The organism is Actinacidiphila acididurans, assembly GCF_016918855.1.
Classification (GTDB): Bacteria; Actinomycetota; Actinomycetes; order Streptomycetales; family Streptomycetaceae; genus Actinacidiphila; species Actinacidiphila acididurans.
Genome location: NZ_JADKYB010000006.1, coordinates 329,611 through 342,216 on the forward strand (window position 1 = coordinate 329,611; position 12,606 = coordinate 342,216).

The 12,606-nt window shown below is 71.8% G+C and carries 12 protein-coding genes; 8 read left to right on the forward strand and 4 right to left on the reverse strand.

Features of this window, described 5'->3' with window-relative positions; translation table 11 throughout:
* Positions 1-17 precede the first annotated feature (17 nt).
* The 5 genes from gap (at position 18) to ITX44_RS13805 (ending at position 4,147) form a co-directional block, all read left to right on the forward strand.
* On the forward strand, positions 18-1,022 hold the full coding sequence (gap, locus tag ITX44_RS13785; RefSeq protein ID WP_205357448.1) for a type I glyceraldehyde-3-phosphate dehydrogenase: 1,005 nt from the start codon (positions 18-20) through the stop codon (positions 1,020-1,022).
* Positions 1,023-1,232: 210 nt separating this feature from the next.
* Positions 1,233-2,447, forward strand: a complete 1,215-nt coding sequence (locus ITX44_RS13790) for a phosphoglycerate kinase (protein WP_205357449.1) — start codon at positions 1,233-1,235, stop codon at positions 2,445-2,447.
* A 33-nt stretch (positions 2,448-2,480) separates the two neighbouring features.
* Entirely contained in the window at positions 2,481-3,266 is a 786-nt protein-coding gene (gene tpiA / locus ITX44_RS13795) for a triose-phosphate isomerase (RefSeq protein WP_205357450.1), read from the forward strand.
* Positions 3,267-3,381: 115 nt separating this feature from the next.
* The gene (gene secG / locus ITX44_RS13800) at positions 3,382-3,618 is read left to right on the forward strand and encodes a preprotein translocase subunit SecG (protein WP_205357451.1); all 237 of its coding nucleotides are present in this window, start codon (positions 3,382-3,384) and stop codon (positions 3,616-3,618) included.
* A 193-nt stretch (positions 3,619-3,811) separates the two neighbouring features.
* Positions 3,812-4,147, forward strand: a complete 336-nt coding sequence (locus ITX44_RS13805; RefSeq protein ID WP_073497103.1) for an RNA polymerase-binding protein RbpA — start codon at positions 3,812-3,814, stop codon at positions 4,145-4,147.
* Positions 4,148-4,237: 90 nt separating this feature from the next.
* On the opposite strand, the gene ITX44_RS13810 is transcribed toward ITX44_RS13805, so the two are convergent.
* Positions 4,238-5,104 carry a MurR/RpiR family transcriptional regulator gene (locus ITX44_RS13810; RefSeq protein WP_205357452.1) on the reverse strand — a complete coding sequence of 289 codons (867 nt, stop codon included), beginning with the start codon at positions 5,102-5,104 and terminating at the stop codon, positions 4,238-4,240.
* A gap of 77 nt (positions 5,105-5,181) precedes the next feature.
* Between ITX44_RS13810 and ITX44_RS13815 the strand changes: the two genes are divergently transcribed.
* The 3 genes from ITX44_RS13815 (at position 5,182) to pgi (ending at position 8,883) form a co-directional block, all read left to right on the forward strand.
* Positions 5,182-6,189, forward strand: coding sequence for an N-acetylglucosamine kinase (locus ITX44_RS13815; protein ID WP_205357453.1), 1,008 nt, complete (start codon positions 5,182-5,184; stop codon positions 6,187-6,189).
* A gap of 185 nt (positions 6,190-6,374) precedes the next feature.
* Positions 6,375-7,142, forward strand: a complete 768-nt coding sequence (locus tag ITX44_RS13820; protein WP_205357454.1) for a sugar isomerase domain-containing protein — start codon at positions 6,375-6,377, stop codon at positions 7,140-7,142.
* A gap of 82 nt (positions 7,143-7,224) precedes the next feature.
* Positions 7,225-8,883 carry a glucose-6-phosphate isomerase gene (pgi, locus tag ITX44_RS13825; RefSeq protein ID WP_205357455.1) on the forward strand — a complete coding sequence of 553 codons (1,659 nt, stop codon included), beginning with the start codon at positions 7,225-7,227 and terminating at the stop codon, positions 8,881-8,883.
* 278 nt (positions 8,884-9,161) lie between these two features.
* On the opposite strand, the gene pgl is transcribed toward pgi, so the two are convergent.
* Genes pgl through zwf form a run of 3 tightly spaced genes read right to left on the reverse strand, consistent with a single transcriptional unit; the run spans position 9,162 to position 12,605 of the window.
* Positions 9,162-9,944 (reverse strand): 6-phosphogluconolactonase, encoded by a 783-nt coding sequence (gene pgl, locus ITX44_RS13830; RefSeq protein ID WP_205357456.1) that lies wholly within the window; start codon positions 9,942-9,944, stop codon positions 9,162-9,164.
* Positions 9,945-9,951: 7 nt separating this feature from the next.
* Entirely contained in the window at positions 9,952-11,046 is a 1,095-nt protein-coding gene (gene opcA, locus ITX44_RS13835) for a glucose-6-phosphate dehydrogenase assembly protein OpcA (RefSeq protein ID WP_205357457.1), read from the reverse strand.
* A complete protein-coding gene (gene zwf, locus ITX44_RS13840) occupies positions 11,043-12,605 on the reverse strand; it encodes a glucose-6-phosphate dehydrogenase (protein ID WP_205357458.1) in 1,563 nt (520 codons plus the stop codon). The genes opcA and zwf overlap by 4 nt, the downstream gene beginning before the upstream one ends.
* Position 12,606: the final 1 nt, after the last annotated feature.

The following is a 12,606-nucleotide window of genomic DNA, read 5'->3' on the forward strand; positions in this document are numbered from 1 at the left end:
AGCGAGGAGATCGGTTCGTGACGATCCGGGTAGGCATCAACGGCTTTGGCCGTATCGGTCGTAACTTCTTCCGCGCCATCCTGGAGCAGGGCGCGGACATCGAGATCGTGGCTGTCAACGACCTTGGTGACACCGCGACCACCGCGCACCTGCTGAAGTACGACACCATCCTGGGCCGCCTCAAGGCCCAGGTGACCCACACCGAGGACACCATCACGGTGGACGGCCACACCATCAAGGTGCTCGCCGAGCGCGACCCGGCCGCGCTGCCGTGGGGCGAGCTGGGCGTCGACATCGTGATCGAGTCCACCGGCATCTTCACCAAGGCCGCCGACGCCGGCAAGCACATCGCCGGCGGCGCGAAGAAGGTCATCATCTCGGCGCCCGCCAAGGACGAGGACATCACCATCGTCATGGGCGTCAACCAGGAGAAGTACGACCCCGCGAGCCACCACATCATCTCCAACGCGTCCTGCACCACGAACTGCGTGGCGCCGATGGCCAAGGTGCTGCTGGAGAACTTCGGCATCGTCAAGGGTCTGATGACGACCGTCCACGCGTACACCAACGACCAGCGCATCCTGGACTTCCCGCACAAGGACCTGCGTCGCGCCCGGGCCGCCGCGGAGAACATCATCCCGACCACCACCGGTGCCGCGAAGGCCACCGCGCTGGTCATCCCGGAGCTGGCCGGCAAGCTGGACGGCCTGGCCATGCGGGTGCCGGTGCCCACCGGTTCGGTCACCGACCTGGTGGTCGACCTGGAGCGCGAGGTCACCAAGGACGAGGTCAACGCGGCCTTCCAGAAGGCGGCCGAGGGCGAGCTCAAGGGCCTGCTGGAGTACACCGAGGACCCGATCGTCTCCTCGGACATCGTCAACACCCCGGCCTCGTGCACCTTCGACTCGTCCCTGACCATGGTCCAGGGCAAGTCCGTGAAGGTCATCGGCTGGTACGACAACGAGTGGGGCTACTCCAACCGCCTGGTGGACCTGACGGTCTACGTCGGCGGCCGGCTCTGATCGCGCGACTCGCGCAGATCACGTATCCACCGCGCACGGCGATGTGAGGGACAGGGCCCGGAGAGGCGCGACGACGCGCCTCCCGGGCCCTGTTCCGCGTCCGCGCGCAGCACGGCCCTGTCCCGGCTTCCGCCGAGCACCCGCGGGGGCCTGAGGGGCCGGGTCCGTGCCGTCCGTACTCGTACTCACGCGTCCTCAGGAGAGACCCACATGAAGACGATCGACGACCTCCTCGCCGCGGGGCAGGTCGCGGGCAAGCGGGTGTTCGTCCGCGCCGACCTCAACGTCCCGCTGGCCGGCGAGACCATCACCGACGACGGCCGGATCCGTGCCGCCGTCCCCACCGTCAAGCGGCTCGCCGAGGCCGGCGCCAAGGTGATCGTGGCCTCGCACCTGGGCCGTCCCAAGGGCGCGCCCGACCCGCAGTTCTCGCTGGCGCCGGTGGCCGCGCGGCTCGGTGAGCTGCTGGGCACCGACGTGGCCTTCGCCGCCGACACGGTCGGCGACAGCGCCCGCGCCACCGTCGAGGGCCTGGCCGACGGGCAGGTCGCGCTGCTGGAGAACCTGCGCTTCAACGCCGGCGAGACCGCCAAGGACGACGCCGAGCGCGGCGCGTTCGCCGACCGGCTCGCGGAACTGGCCGACGCCTACGTCGGCGACGGCTTCGGCGCGGTGCACCGCAAGCACGCCTCGGTCTACGACCTGCCGGCCCGGCTGCCGCACGCCGCCGGGGGCCTGATCGCCACCGAGGTGGGCGTGCTCAAGAAGCTCACCGAGGACGTCGCGCGCCCGTACGTGGTGGTGCTCGGCGGCTCCAAGGTCTCCGACAAGCTCGGGGTGATCGACCACCTGCTGGAGAAGGCCGACCGGATCCTGGTCGGCGGCGGCATGCTCTTCACCTTCCTCAAGGCCCAGGGCCACGAGGTCGGCAAGAGCCTGCTCCAGGAGGACCAGCTCGCGGCGGTCACCGAGTACCTGGAGCGGGCCGAGGCCCGCGGCGTGGAGTTCGTGCTGCCGGTCGACGTGGTCGGCGACATCGAGTTCCCGGACCTGAAGACCAAGGCCCCGGCCAACCCGGTCGTCGCCCCGGTGACCGCGATCCCGGCGGACGTGCTGGGCCTGGACATCGGCCCGGAGTCCCGCAAGCTGTTCGCCGCCAAGATCGCCGACGCGGCCACCGTGTTCTGGAACGGCCCGATGGGCGTCTTCGAGCACCCGGACTTCGCCGACGGCACCCGCGCGGTCGCCCAGGCGCTGATCGACTCCCCGGCCTTCACCGTCGTCGGCGGCGGCGACTCGGCCGCGGCCGTCCGCATCCTCGGCTTCGACGAGAACGCTTTCGGCCATATTTCCACCGGCGGCGGCGCCAGCCTGGAGTACCTCGAGGGCAAGACCCTGCCCGGCCTTGCCGCCCTCGAGGACTGACGCCCGACCACGAGCCTGGAGAACAGACCGACAATGACGCAGCAGAGCACCCGCACCCCGCTGATGGCGGGCAACTGGAAGATGAACCTCAACCACCTCGAGGCCATCGCCCACGTCCAGAAGCTCGCCTTCGGCCTGAACGACAAGGACTACGACGCGGTCGAGGTCGCGGTCCTGCCCCCCTTCACCGACCTGCGCTCGGTGCAGACCCTGGTCGACGGCGACAAGCTGAAGATCAAGTACGGCGCGCAGGACATCTCCGCGTACGACTCCGGCGCCTACACCGGCGAGATCTCCGGACCGATGCTGGCCAAGCTGAAGTGCACGTACGTCACGATCGGCCACTCGGAGCGGCGGCAGTACCACGGCGAGAACGAGCCGGTGGTGAACGCCAAGGTCAAGGCGGCCTTCAAGCACGGCCTGACCCCGATCCTGTGCGTCGGCGAGGAACTGGAGGTCCGCGAGGCGGGCAACCACGTCACGCACACGCTCGCCCAGGTCGAGGGCGGTCTGAAGGACATCCCGGCCGAGCAGGCCGCGTCGATCGTGATCGCCTACGAGCCGGTCTGGGCCATCGGGACCGGCAAGGTCTGCGGCTCCGACGACGCCCAGGAGGTCTGCGCGGCGATCCGCGGCAAGGTCGCCGAGCTGTACTCGCAGGACCTGGCCGACCAGGTCCGCATCCAGTACGGCGGCTCGGTCAAGGCGGGCAATGTGGCGGAAATCATGGCGAAGCCGGACATTGACGGCGCCCTGGTGGGAGGCGCTTCGCTGGACGCCGAGGAATTCGTCAAGATCGTGCGCTTCCGCGACCAGTGAACTCCGGGAGCCGGTGAAGTACGCTGACGGGGCCGGAACCGTGGTGCCACACGGTTCGCGGTCCCGCTGCGTAGTCATGTAGTGCCGTCATGTAGTCGAGAGAGTTGGTCCAGCCGTGGTCATCGGGTTCTCCATCGCCCTCATCATCTTCAGCCTGCTGCTCCTGCTGCTCGTGCTGATGCACAAGGGGAAGGGCGGCGGTCTGTCGGACATGTTCGGCGGCGGTATGCAGTCCTCCGTCGGCGGTTCTTCGGTGGCGGAGCGCAACCTCGACCGGATCACCATCGTGATCGGTCTGCTGTGGTTTGTGTGCATTGTCGTACTCGGCCTGGTGATGAAGTTCAACAAGTGAGACCGTCCGGCCGGTACGGAACCGGCCGGACCGATTCGGCTGCCCGCGCGCGGAACTGACGCCCCGTCGCGCACGCGACTTATCATGGAGCGGCGTCCTGGGATACCGTGCCCTCTTCCCCGCGTACGCGGGGGCGAGCCGGCCTCCATACACTGGACGACCTCGCAGCACCATCACGCAGGGAGTTACGACCGTGGCAAGTGGGAACGCGATCCGTGGCAGTCGGGTCGGAGCGGGGCCGATGGGCGAGGCCGAGCGCGGCGAATCCGCACCGCGCCTGCGGATCTCCTTCTGGTGCTCGAACGGGCACGAGACCCAGCCGAGCTTCGCCAGCGACGCGCAGATCCCCGAGACCTGGGACTGCCCCCGCTGCGGCTTCCCGGCCGGGCAGGACGAGGAGAACCCGCCGGCCCCCCCGCGGACCGAGCCGTACAAGACGCACCTGGCGTACGTACGGGAGCGCCGCTCGGCGGCCGACGGCGAGGCGATCCTCGCCGAAGCCCTCGCCAAGCTCCGCGGCGAGATCTAGCAACCCCGTACGCACCCCGTCCCCGGCTCATCCGGCGGCGGGGTGTGTCGCATGTCGCGGACCCCGGGCTTCATGCCGCGGCGGGCCCTTTCACCGGCCGCGCGGGCGGACCGCGTGGGCGCCGGCGATGTGGGAGGTCAGCGCGATGGAGGCGGTGGCCCGTTCGTAGGTCAGCTGTGCCACGCGCGCGTACAGGCAGTCCACCAGCAGCAGCACCGAGTGCCGGGTGCCGAAGCTGCCGTGCCGGAAGCTGGTCTCGCCGGAGAACGAGGTGAGGGCGACGGATGCCGCGCGGGCGACCGGGGAGCGCGGGTCGCCGGTGACCGCGATGGTGGTGGCGCCGCGCTCGGCGGCCAGCAGCAGCGGCTCCAGGACCTCCCGGGTGGTGCCCGAGTGCGAGACCGCCAGCACCGCGTCCGCGGGCGTCAGCAGGGCCGCTGAGGTCTCCGCCGCGTGCACCTCGGTCCAGGCGTGCACGGCCGCGCCGATCCCGAACAGCCGGGCCTGCGCCTCGTGCGCCACGGTCCCCGAGCCGCCCACCCCGTACACGTCGATCCTGCGGGCCCCGGCGAGCGCCTGTGCGGCCTGTTCCAGCGCCTGCCGGTCCAACTGCTCGGCGGTGTGCCGCAGGGCCCGCAGATCGGCCTCCGCGACCACCGCGATGACGTGCTCCAGGTCGTCGTCCGGCCCGATCCGCGGGCCGAGCGCGGCCGGCCGGTCCGCGGCCTCGGCCCGGCCCTGCTCCTGCGCCAGCTCGATCAGCAGATGCTGGTACGACTCCAGGCCCAGCGCACGGCAGAAACGGGTCACGGTGGCCTGCGAGGTGCCGGTGCGGCGCCCCAGCTCGGCCGCGGAGCTGTGGGTGGCCGCGGCCGGGTCGGCCAGCACCAGCTCGCCCACCTTGCGCAGGGAGCCGGACATCCGCGGGAGTTCGGCGCGGATCCGGGCGGTGATCATGGGGACTCCCTCCGGGGCCGGGACCCGTGGCCGACGGACTTGTGCGTGAATGAATCTATCAACCACCATGCGTGTCGATGAATGAAATCTACAGCCACGACCTGGTGATCGGGGTCGACGCAGGCGGCACCCGCAGCCGGGCCTGCCTGGCCGCACCCGACGGCACCGTGCTCGGCCGCGGCACCGGCGGCCCGGGCAACGCGCTCAGCGTCCCGCGCGCCGAACTGACCCTGCACCTGGCGCAGGCCGTCGCAGGGGCCGTGCCCGAGGCGCTGCGCGACCGGGTGCGCGCGGTCTACGGCGGGTTCGCCGGGGCCACCGCCGGGCTCGGCCCCGAACGCGGGCGCGGCCTGGCGCTGTCCTGCCTGCGGGACGCCGTCGCGGCGCACGGCATCACCGGCGCCGTGGTCGACGTCGGCGGCGACATCGACGTCGCCCTGGCCGCCGCCCCCGGCGCCCCCGCCGACGGGCTGGTCCTCATCGCCGGGACCGGCGCGATCGCCGCCCGCCTCACCGGCCGCCGCCGCTCCCGCGTGGTCGACGGCCACGGCTGGCTCCTCGGCGACGAAGGCAGCGGCTACTGGCTCGGCGCCCACGCGGTCCGCGCCGCCCTGGAAGCCCTGGACGGCCGCGGCCCCTGGACCTCCCTGGTCACGGCGGTGGCCGCGCATCACCTGCCGGAGGCCGGGGAGGAGGCCGCCCGATCCGGGGGCCGGACCGTGCCGCCGGACGCCGCCGGGCGGTTCGCGTTGGCCGAGGCGATCGTCGCGCACGCGTACGCCCGGCCGCCCGCGCAGCTCGCCCGGCTGAGTACGGCTGTGGTGGCCTGTGCGGCGGCGGGCGACACGGTGGCCCTGCACCTGCTGGACCGGGCCGCGGACCTGCTGGCCGGCACGGTGGCGGCGCTGCGGCCCGAGCCCGGCGAACCCCTGGTGGTCACCGGCGGCCTGCTCGGCCCCGGCGGCCCGCTGCTGGACCGGGTGACCGACCGACTCGGCCGGCACCGCCTGCGCATCTTCCCGGTCACGGACGGCGCGGCCGGCGCGGCGGCCCTGGCCGCGCAGTTGCCCGTCGGGACGGACTGAGGACGGCGGCCCCGCAGGTTCCGGCGGGTGCCCGGAGACCAGGGCCGCGACCTCATGCCCGCCGGGGCCCGGCGCAGCCGTCCGTGTTGACGCTTCTGCTTGGTTCATTGTTTCATCGAGCCGTCGATCGATGGGTTCATTGAACCGGAGATCATTCCCACAGGCACAGGACACCAGGAGCGGGCATGGCCGGTCAGGAAGAGATCAGCGCGGCGCGGTTCGCCGAGGAGGGGCGCGCGGCGGTCGACCGGGCGATCGCGGCGAACACGGACTCGGTGGCCGCCGCCGGGCGGCTGTTCGCCGACTGCGTGGCCGCCGACGGGGTGATCCACGGCTTCGGCACCGGGCACTCGCAGGCCACCGTGCTGGAGATCGTGGGCCGGGCCGGCGGCCTCATCCCCACCAACCGGATCGGCCTGTCCGACCTGGTGCTGCGCGGTGGCGAGGACCGCTCCGTCCTCACCGACCCGCTGCTGGAGCGCTCCCCGGGCCTGGCCCGGCGGCTGTACGAACTGGCCGAGCCGCGCCCCCAGGACCTGTTCGTCATCGTCTCCAACTCCGGGGTCAACAACTCCATCGTGGACATGGCCCTGCACGTCAAGGAGGCCGGGCACAAGCTGGTCGCGCTGACCTCGCTCGCCCACACCCACGCGGTGCCCGCGCTGCACCCCAGCGGCAAGCGGCTGGCCGACCTCGCCGACGCCGTACTGGACAACTGCGCCCCGGCCGGCGACGCCCTGCTCCCGCTGCCGGACGGGGGCGCCCTGTGCGGGGTCTCCACCATCACCTCCGCGCTGCTGGTGCAGATGGTGGTCGCCGAAGCGGTCGGCACCCTGACCGCCGAGGGCAAGCAGGCCCCGGTGTACGTCTCCGCCAACCTGCCCGGCGGCCACGAGCGCAACGTGGTGCTGGAACAGGCGTACGGGGACCGGCTGCACCGCGGCGGCTTCTGACGGCGCCGGGGGGTCGCGGAACTCGTTCCACTGCCTCATCAATTAGTTTGGTCTCGCAGCGAGGACGAGGAGAAGTGGACTGATGTCCGAAAGCAACGCCCAGGCCACCACCAGGCCCGACCAGCGCCCCGAATGGCACGCGCTGGCCAAGCACCGTGACGAGCTGGCCGGCACCCATCTGCGGGACCTGTTCGACCGCGACCCCGAGCGGGCCGGCCGCTACACCCTCCAGGTCGGCGACCTCCACCTGGACTGGTCCAAGCACCTGGTCACCGACGAGACGCTCCGGCTGCTGCGCGAACTGGCCGCCGCCACCGGCGTGTTCGAGCTCCGCGACGCGATGTTCCGCGGCGACCGGATCAACATCACCGAGAACCGCGCGGTGCTGCACACCGCCCTGCGCGCCCCGCAGTCGGCCACCGTCGAGGTCGACGGGGAGAACGTCGTCCCGGGCGTGCACGCCGTGCTCTACAAGATGACGCAGTTCGCCGACCGGGTGCGCAGCGGCGAGTGGACCGGCCACACCGGCAAGCGGATCCGCAACGTCGTCAACATCGGCATCGGCGGCTCCGATCTGGGCCCGGCCATGGCGTACGAGGTCCTGCGCTCGTACACCGACCGCGACCTGACGGTCCGTTTCGTGTCCAACGTGGACGGCGCCGACCTGCACGAGGCGGTCCGCGACCTGGACCCGGCCGAGACGCTGTTCGTCATCGCCTCCAAGACCTTCACCACCATCGAGACCATCACCAACGCCACCTCCGCCCGGCAGTGGCTGCTCGCCCGGCTCGGCGCCGGCGAGGACGCGGTGGCCAAGCACTTCGTGGCGCTGTCCACCAACGCCGAGAAGGTCGCCGAGTTCGGCATCGACACGCAGAACATGTTCGAGTTCTGGGACTGGGTCGGCGGCCGCTACTCGTACGACTCCGCGATCGGCCTGTCGCTGATGCTGGCGATCGGCCCGGACCGGTTCCGCGAGATGCTGGCCGGCTTCCACCTGGTCGACGAGCACTTCCGCACCGCCCCGCCGGAGCACAACGCCCCGCTCCTGATGGGCCTGCTCGGCATCTGGTACGGCAACTTCCACGACGCCCAGTCGCACGCCGTCCTGCCCTACAGCCACTACCTCAGCCGCTTCACCGCCTACCTCCAGCAGCTGGACATGGAGTCCAACGGCAAGTCGGTCGACCGCGACGGCAACCCCGTCGCCTGGCAGACCGGCCCGGTGGTCTGGGGCACGCCCGGCACCAACGGGCAGCACGCCTATTACCAGCTCATCCACCAGGGCACCAAGCTCATCCCGGCCGACTTCATCGGCTTCGCCCGGCCCATCGCCGAACTCGGCCCCTTCGCCGGGCAGCACGACCTGCTCATGGCCAACTTCTTCGCCCAGACCCAGGCGCTGGCCTTCGGCAAGACCCCCGAGGAGGTGCGCGCCGAGGGCGTTTCCGAGGAGCTCGTGCCGCACAAGACGTTCCGCGGGAATCACCCCACGACGACGATCCTCGCGTCCGAGCTGACGCCTTCCGTGCTCGGGCAGCTCATCGCCCTCTACGAGCACAAGGTCTTTGTTCAGGGCGCCGTCTGGAACATCGACTCCTTCGACCAGTGGGGGGTCGAGCTCGGCAAGGTCCTCGCCAAGCGGGTCGAACCCGCGCTCACGGAGGGCGCGGACGTGGCCGGGCTCGACGCGTCCACCTCAGCGCTTGTTTCCAAGTACCGCACGCTGCGTGGACGTTGACGATTCGGAAGAGCTTGCCTTGAGGGGCGCGGGGAACTGCGCGACCGGCCACGACGCGACCCGCGGGTCGTCACCGTCCCGGAGGGGCAGTCGCTGTCGTGTCCGGACCTCCCCCAGAGCCTTCGGCCTGGGGGTACCCCCAGCCGGTGGCCGGTTGCTCGCGCAGTTCCCCGCGCCCCTGGGTATCCCCGGCGAACCGCAGCGCGCACGGACCCCCGCGCCCCTAGGTATTCCGGGCGAACCGCCCGCCGCCGGGCGGGCCTTGGAAGCGAACCCTCTTACGCGGAAGCAGGCGGGTAAAGCTGCGGCGGCAGCTTGACGGCGGCCGCGCGGTCGAGGAGCCAGAGGGTGCGGGCTCGCCCGCGGGCCCCCGAGGCGGGAGCCTGAACTTCGCCGGGCGCACTCAGGGCGACCGCGACCGCGCCCGCCTTGTCCTCACCGGCGGCGAGGAGCCACACCTCGCGGGCCGCGCGGATCGCGGGGAGGGTGAGGGAGATGCGGGTGGGGGGCGGCTTGGGGGCGCCGTGGACGCCGACGACCGTGCGCTCGGTCTCCCGGACGCCGGGGTGCTCGGGGAAGAGGGACGCCACGTGGGTGTCCGGGCCCACCCCGAGCAGCAGGACGTCGAAGGTGGGCACGTCGCCGTGGTCCTCCGGCCCGGCCGACGCCGCCAGCTCCCCGGCGTAGGCGGCGGCCGCCGCGTCCGCGTCGGAGCCGTAGGCGGCGCCCGCGGCGGGCATCGGGTGCACCCGCCGCGGGTCGACCGGGACGGCGTCCAGCAGTGCCGTACGGGCCTGGGTGACGTTGCGCTCGGGGTCGCCCTCGGGCAGGAAGCGCTCGTCGCCCCACCACAGGTCGAGCCGTGACCAGTCCACCGCGTCGCGGGCCGGGGACTCGGCGAGCGCGGCCAGCAGGCCGTTGCCGTTGCGCCCGCCGGTCAGCACCACCGAGGCGACGCCCCGGGCGGCCTGGGCGTCCACGATTTTCGTGATCAGCCGGGCCGCCGCGGCGCGTGCCATCAGTTCCTTGTCACGGTGGACGACCACCTGTGGCGTACTCACTTCGACCTCAATCCGCCGACTTCGCCTTGTCCGCGGCGGATCCGGAGGCGTCCGCCGCCTTGCCGGAGGCGCCGTTCTTCCCGCCGCCCTTGGAAGCCGCCGCAGGGGCCGCCTTCTTCGACGACGGGGTCGCGCGGCTGGCCGCCGGCGACGGGGTCACCGACTCCTCGCCCGGCTGCCCGACCAGGTGCTTTATGCCGAACTGCACGGTCGACCGGTAGATGTCGTCCGGGTCGAGCCGGCGCAGCTCCTCGGCGATCAGCTCGGAGGTCTCCCGCCGCTTGAGCGCCACGTGCCGGTCCGGCTGGCCCGGCATCGCCAGCTCGGCGAGCGAGCCGTCCGGCCGGTCCAGGCAGATGTCGCCGTCCTCGACCGTCAGCCGCGCCCCGGTGATCCCGGGCCCGGCGGAGACCTTGCGCTCCACCGGCACTCCGAGCCGGTCGGCCAGCCACAGCGCCAGCAGCTCCGTACTCGGGTTGTACGCCTCGCCCTCCACGACGGCCTTGGAGATCGCGGTGTGCTTCTGGTCCAGGGCCGCGGCCAGCATCGAGCGCCAGCCGGTGATCCGGGTCCAGGCCAGGTCCGTGTCGCCGGGGGCGTACGTGTCGGCCCGCAGGCCGAGCGCCGCCACCGGGTCCTCGGACGCGGCCGCGTCGGTGATCCGGCGCTGGCCGAGCCGGCCCAGCGGGTCCGCCGACGGGTTGTCCGGGCCGTCCTCCGGCCACCAGACCACCACCGGGGCGTCGGGCAGGAGCAACGGCAGCACCACGGACTCGGCGTGGTTCGCGAGTTCGCCGTGCAGCCGCAGCACCACCGTCTCGCCGGTGCCGGCCTCGGAGCCGACCAGCACCTCCGCGTCGAGCCGGGCCAGCGCCCGGTCCCGCGGCGAGCGGCCGGGCCGCTTGATGACGACCAGGATCCGCGAGGGGTGTTCCTTGGACGCCTCGGTGGCCGCCTTGAGCGCGTCGTAGGCGCTGCCCTCGTCGGTGACGATGACGAGGGTCAGCACCATGCCGACCGCCGGGGTGCCGATCGCCCGCCGGGCCTGGATCAGTCCTGTGTTGATCTTCGCGGACGTGGTGTCCGTCAGGTCGATCTTCATGGCCGGCGCCAGCTCCTGCCGTCTCGTGCGAGCATCTCGTCCGCCTCTGCCGGACCCCAGGTGCCCGCCGCGTACTGCGCGGGCCTGCCGTGCTTGTCCCAGTACTCCTCTATCGGGTCGAGGATGTTCCAGGACAGCTCGACCTCCTGGTGGCGCGGGAAGAGGTTCGCGTCGCCCAGCAGCACATCGAGGATGAGCCGCTCGTACGCCTCCGGGCTGGACTCGGTGAAGGACTCGCCGTACGCGAAGTCCATCGTCACGTCCCGCACCTCGGTGGAGGTGCCCGGCACCTTCGAGCCGAACCGCACGGTCACGCCCTCGTCCGGCTGCACCCGGATGACCAGCGCGTTCTGTCCCAGCTCCTCGGTGGCGCCGGACTCGAACGGCAGGTACGGGGCCCGCTTGAAGACCACCGCGATCTCGGTGACCCGGCGGCCCAGCCGCTTGCCGGTGCGCAGGTAGAACGGAACGCCCGCCCAGCGCCGGTTGTTGATCTCCAGCTTGATCGCCGCGTAGGTGTCGGTCTTGGACTTGGAGTCGATGCCCTCCTCCTCCAGGTAGCCGAGCACCTCCTCGCCGCCCTGCCAGGCGTGCGTGTACTGCGCGCGCACGGTGTGCTTGCCCAGGTCCTCCGGCAGCACCACGGCGCCGAGCACCTTCAGCTTCTCCGCGGTGAGCGCCTTGGGGTGGAAGGAGCCGGGCTCCTCCATGGTGGTCAGCGCGAGCAGCTGCAGCAGGTGGTTCTGGATGACGTCCCGGGCGGCGCCGATTCCGTCGTAGTACCCGGCGCGGCCGCCGATGCCGATGTCCTCGGCCATGGTGATCTGCACGTGGTCCACGTAGGACCGGTTCCAGATCGGCTCGTACATGGTGTTGGCGAACCGCAGCGCCAGGATGTTCTGGACGGTCTCCTTGCCCAGGTAGTGGTCGATGCGGAAGACCTGCTCCGGCGGGAACACGTCGTGCACGATCCGGTTGAGCTGCTGGGCGCTGGCCAGGTCGTGGCCGAACGGCTTCTCGATGACGGCACGCCGCCAGGAGTCGCCGTTGCCCTGCGACAGGCCGTGCTTCTTCAGCTGCTGCACCACGTCGGGGAAGAACCGCGGCGGCACCGAGAGGTAGAAGGCGAAGTTGCCGCCGGTGCCGCGGGCCTTGTCCAGGCCCTCGATCGTGGACTTCAGCGTCTCGAACGCCTTGTCGTCGTCGAACTCGCCGGGCACGAACCGCATGCCCTCGGCGAGCTGCTGCCACACCTCCTCGCGGAAGGGGGTGCGGGCGTGCTCCTTGACGGAGTCGTGCACGACCTGCGCGAAGTCCTCGTCCGCCCAGTCGCGGCGGGCGAAGCCGACCAGGGCGAAGCCCGGCGGCAGCAGACCGCGGTTGGCCAGGTCGTACACCGCGGGCATCAGCTTCTTGCGGGACAGGTCACCGGTGACGCCGAAGATCACCAGGCCGGAGGGCCCGGCGATGCGCGGCAGCCGGCGGTCCAGCGGGTCGCGCAGCGGGTTGTCCGCCGGGCCGCCCGCGCCCTGCGCCGAAGTGTTGGTCGGGGTGGTCACC

Bases quoted from the DNA above. Each gene is read 5' to 3' on its own strand.
- opcA (WP_205357457.1), bottom strand. From the start codon at position 11,046: ATGAAGATCGACCTGACGGACACCACGTCCGCGAAGATCAACACAGGA.
- ITX44_RS13810 (WP_205357452.1), bottom strand. From the start codon at position 5,104: ATGATCACCGCCCGGATCCGCGCCGAACTCCCGCGGATGTCCGGCTCC.
- pgi (WP_205357455.1), top strand. From the start codon at position 7,225: ATGTCCGAAAGCAACGCCCAGGCCACCACCAGGCCCGACCAGCGCCCC.
- ITX44_RS13790 (WP_205357449.1), top strand. From the start codon at position 1,233: ATGAAGACGATCGACGACCTCCTCGCCGCGGGGCAGGTCGCGGGCAAG.
- ITX44_RS13815 (WP_205357453.1), top strand. From the start codon at position 5,182: ATGAATGAAATCTACAGCCACGACCTGGTGATCGGGGTCGACGCAGGC.
- ITX44_RS13820 (WP_205357454.1), top strand. From the start codon at position 6,375: ATGGCCGGTCAGGAAGAGATCAGCGCGGCGCGGTTCGCCGAGGAGGGG.
- tpiA (WP_205357450.1), top strand. From the start codon at position 2,481: ATGACGCAGCAGAGCACCCGCACCCCGCTGATGGCGGGCAACTGGAAG.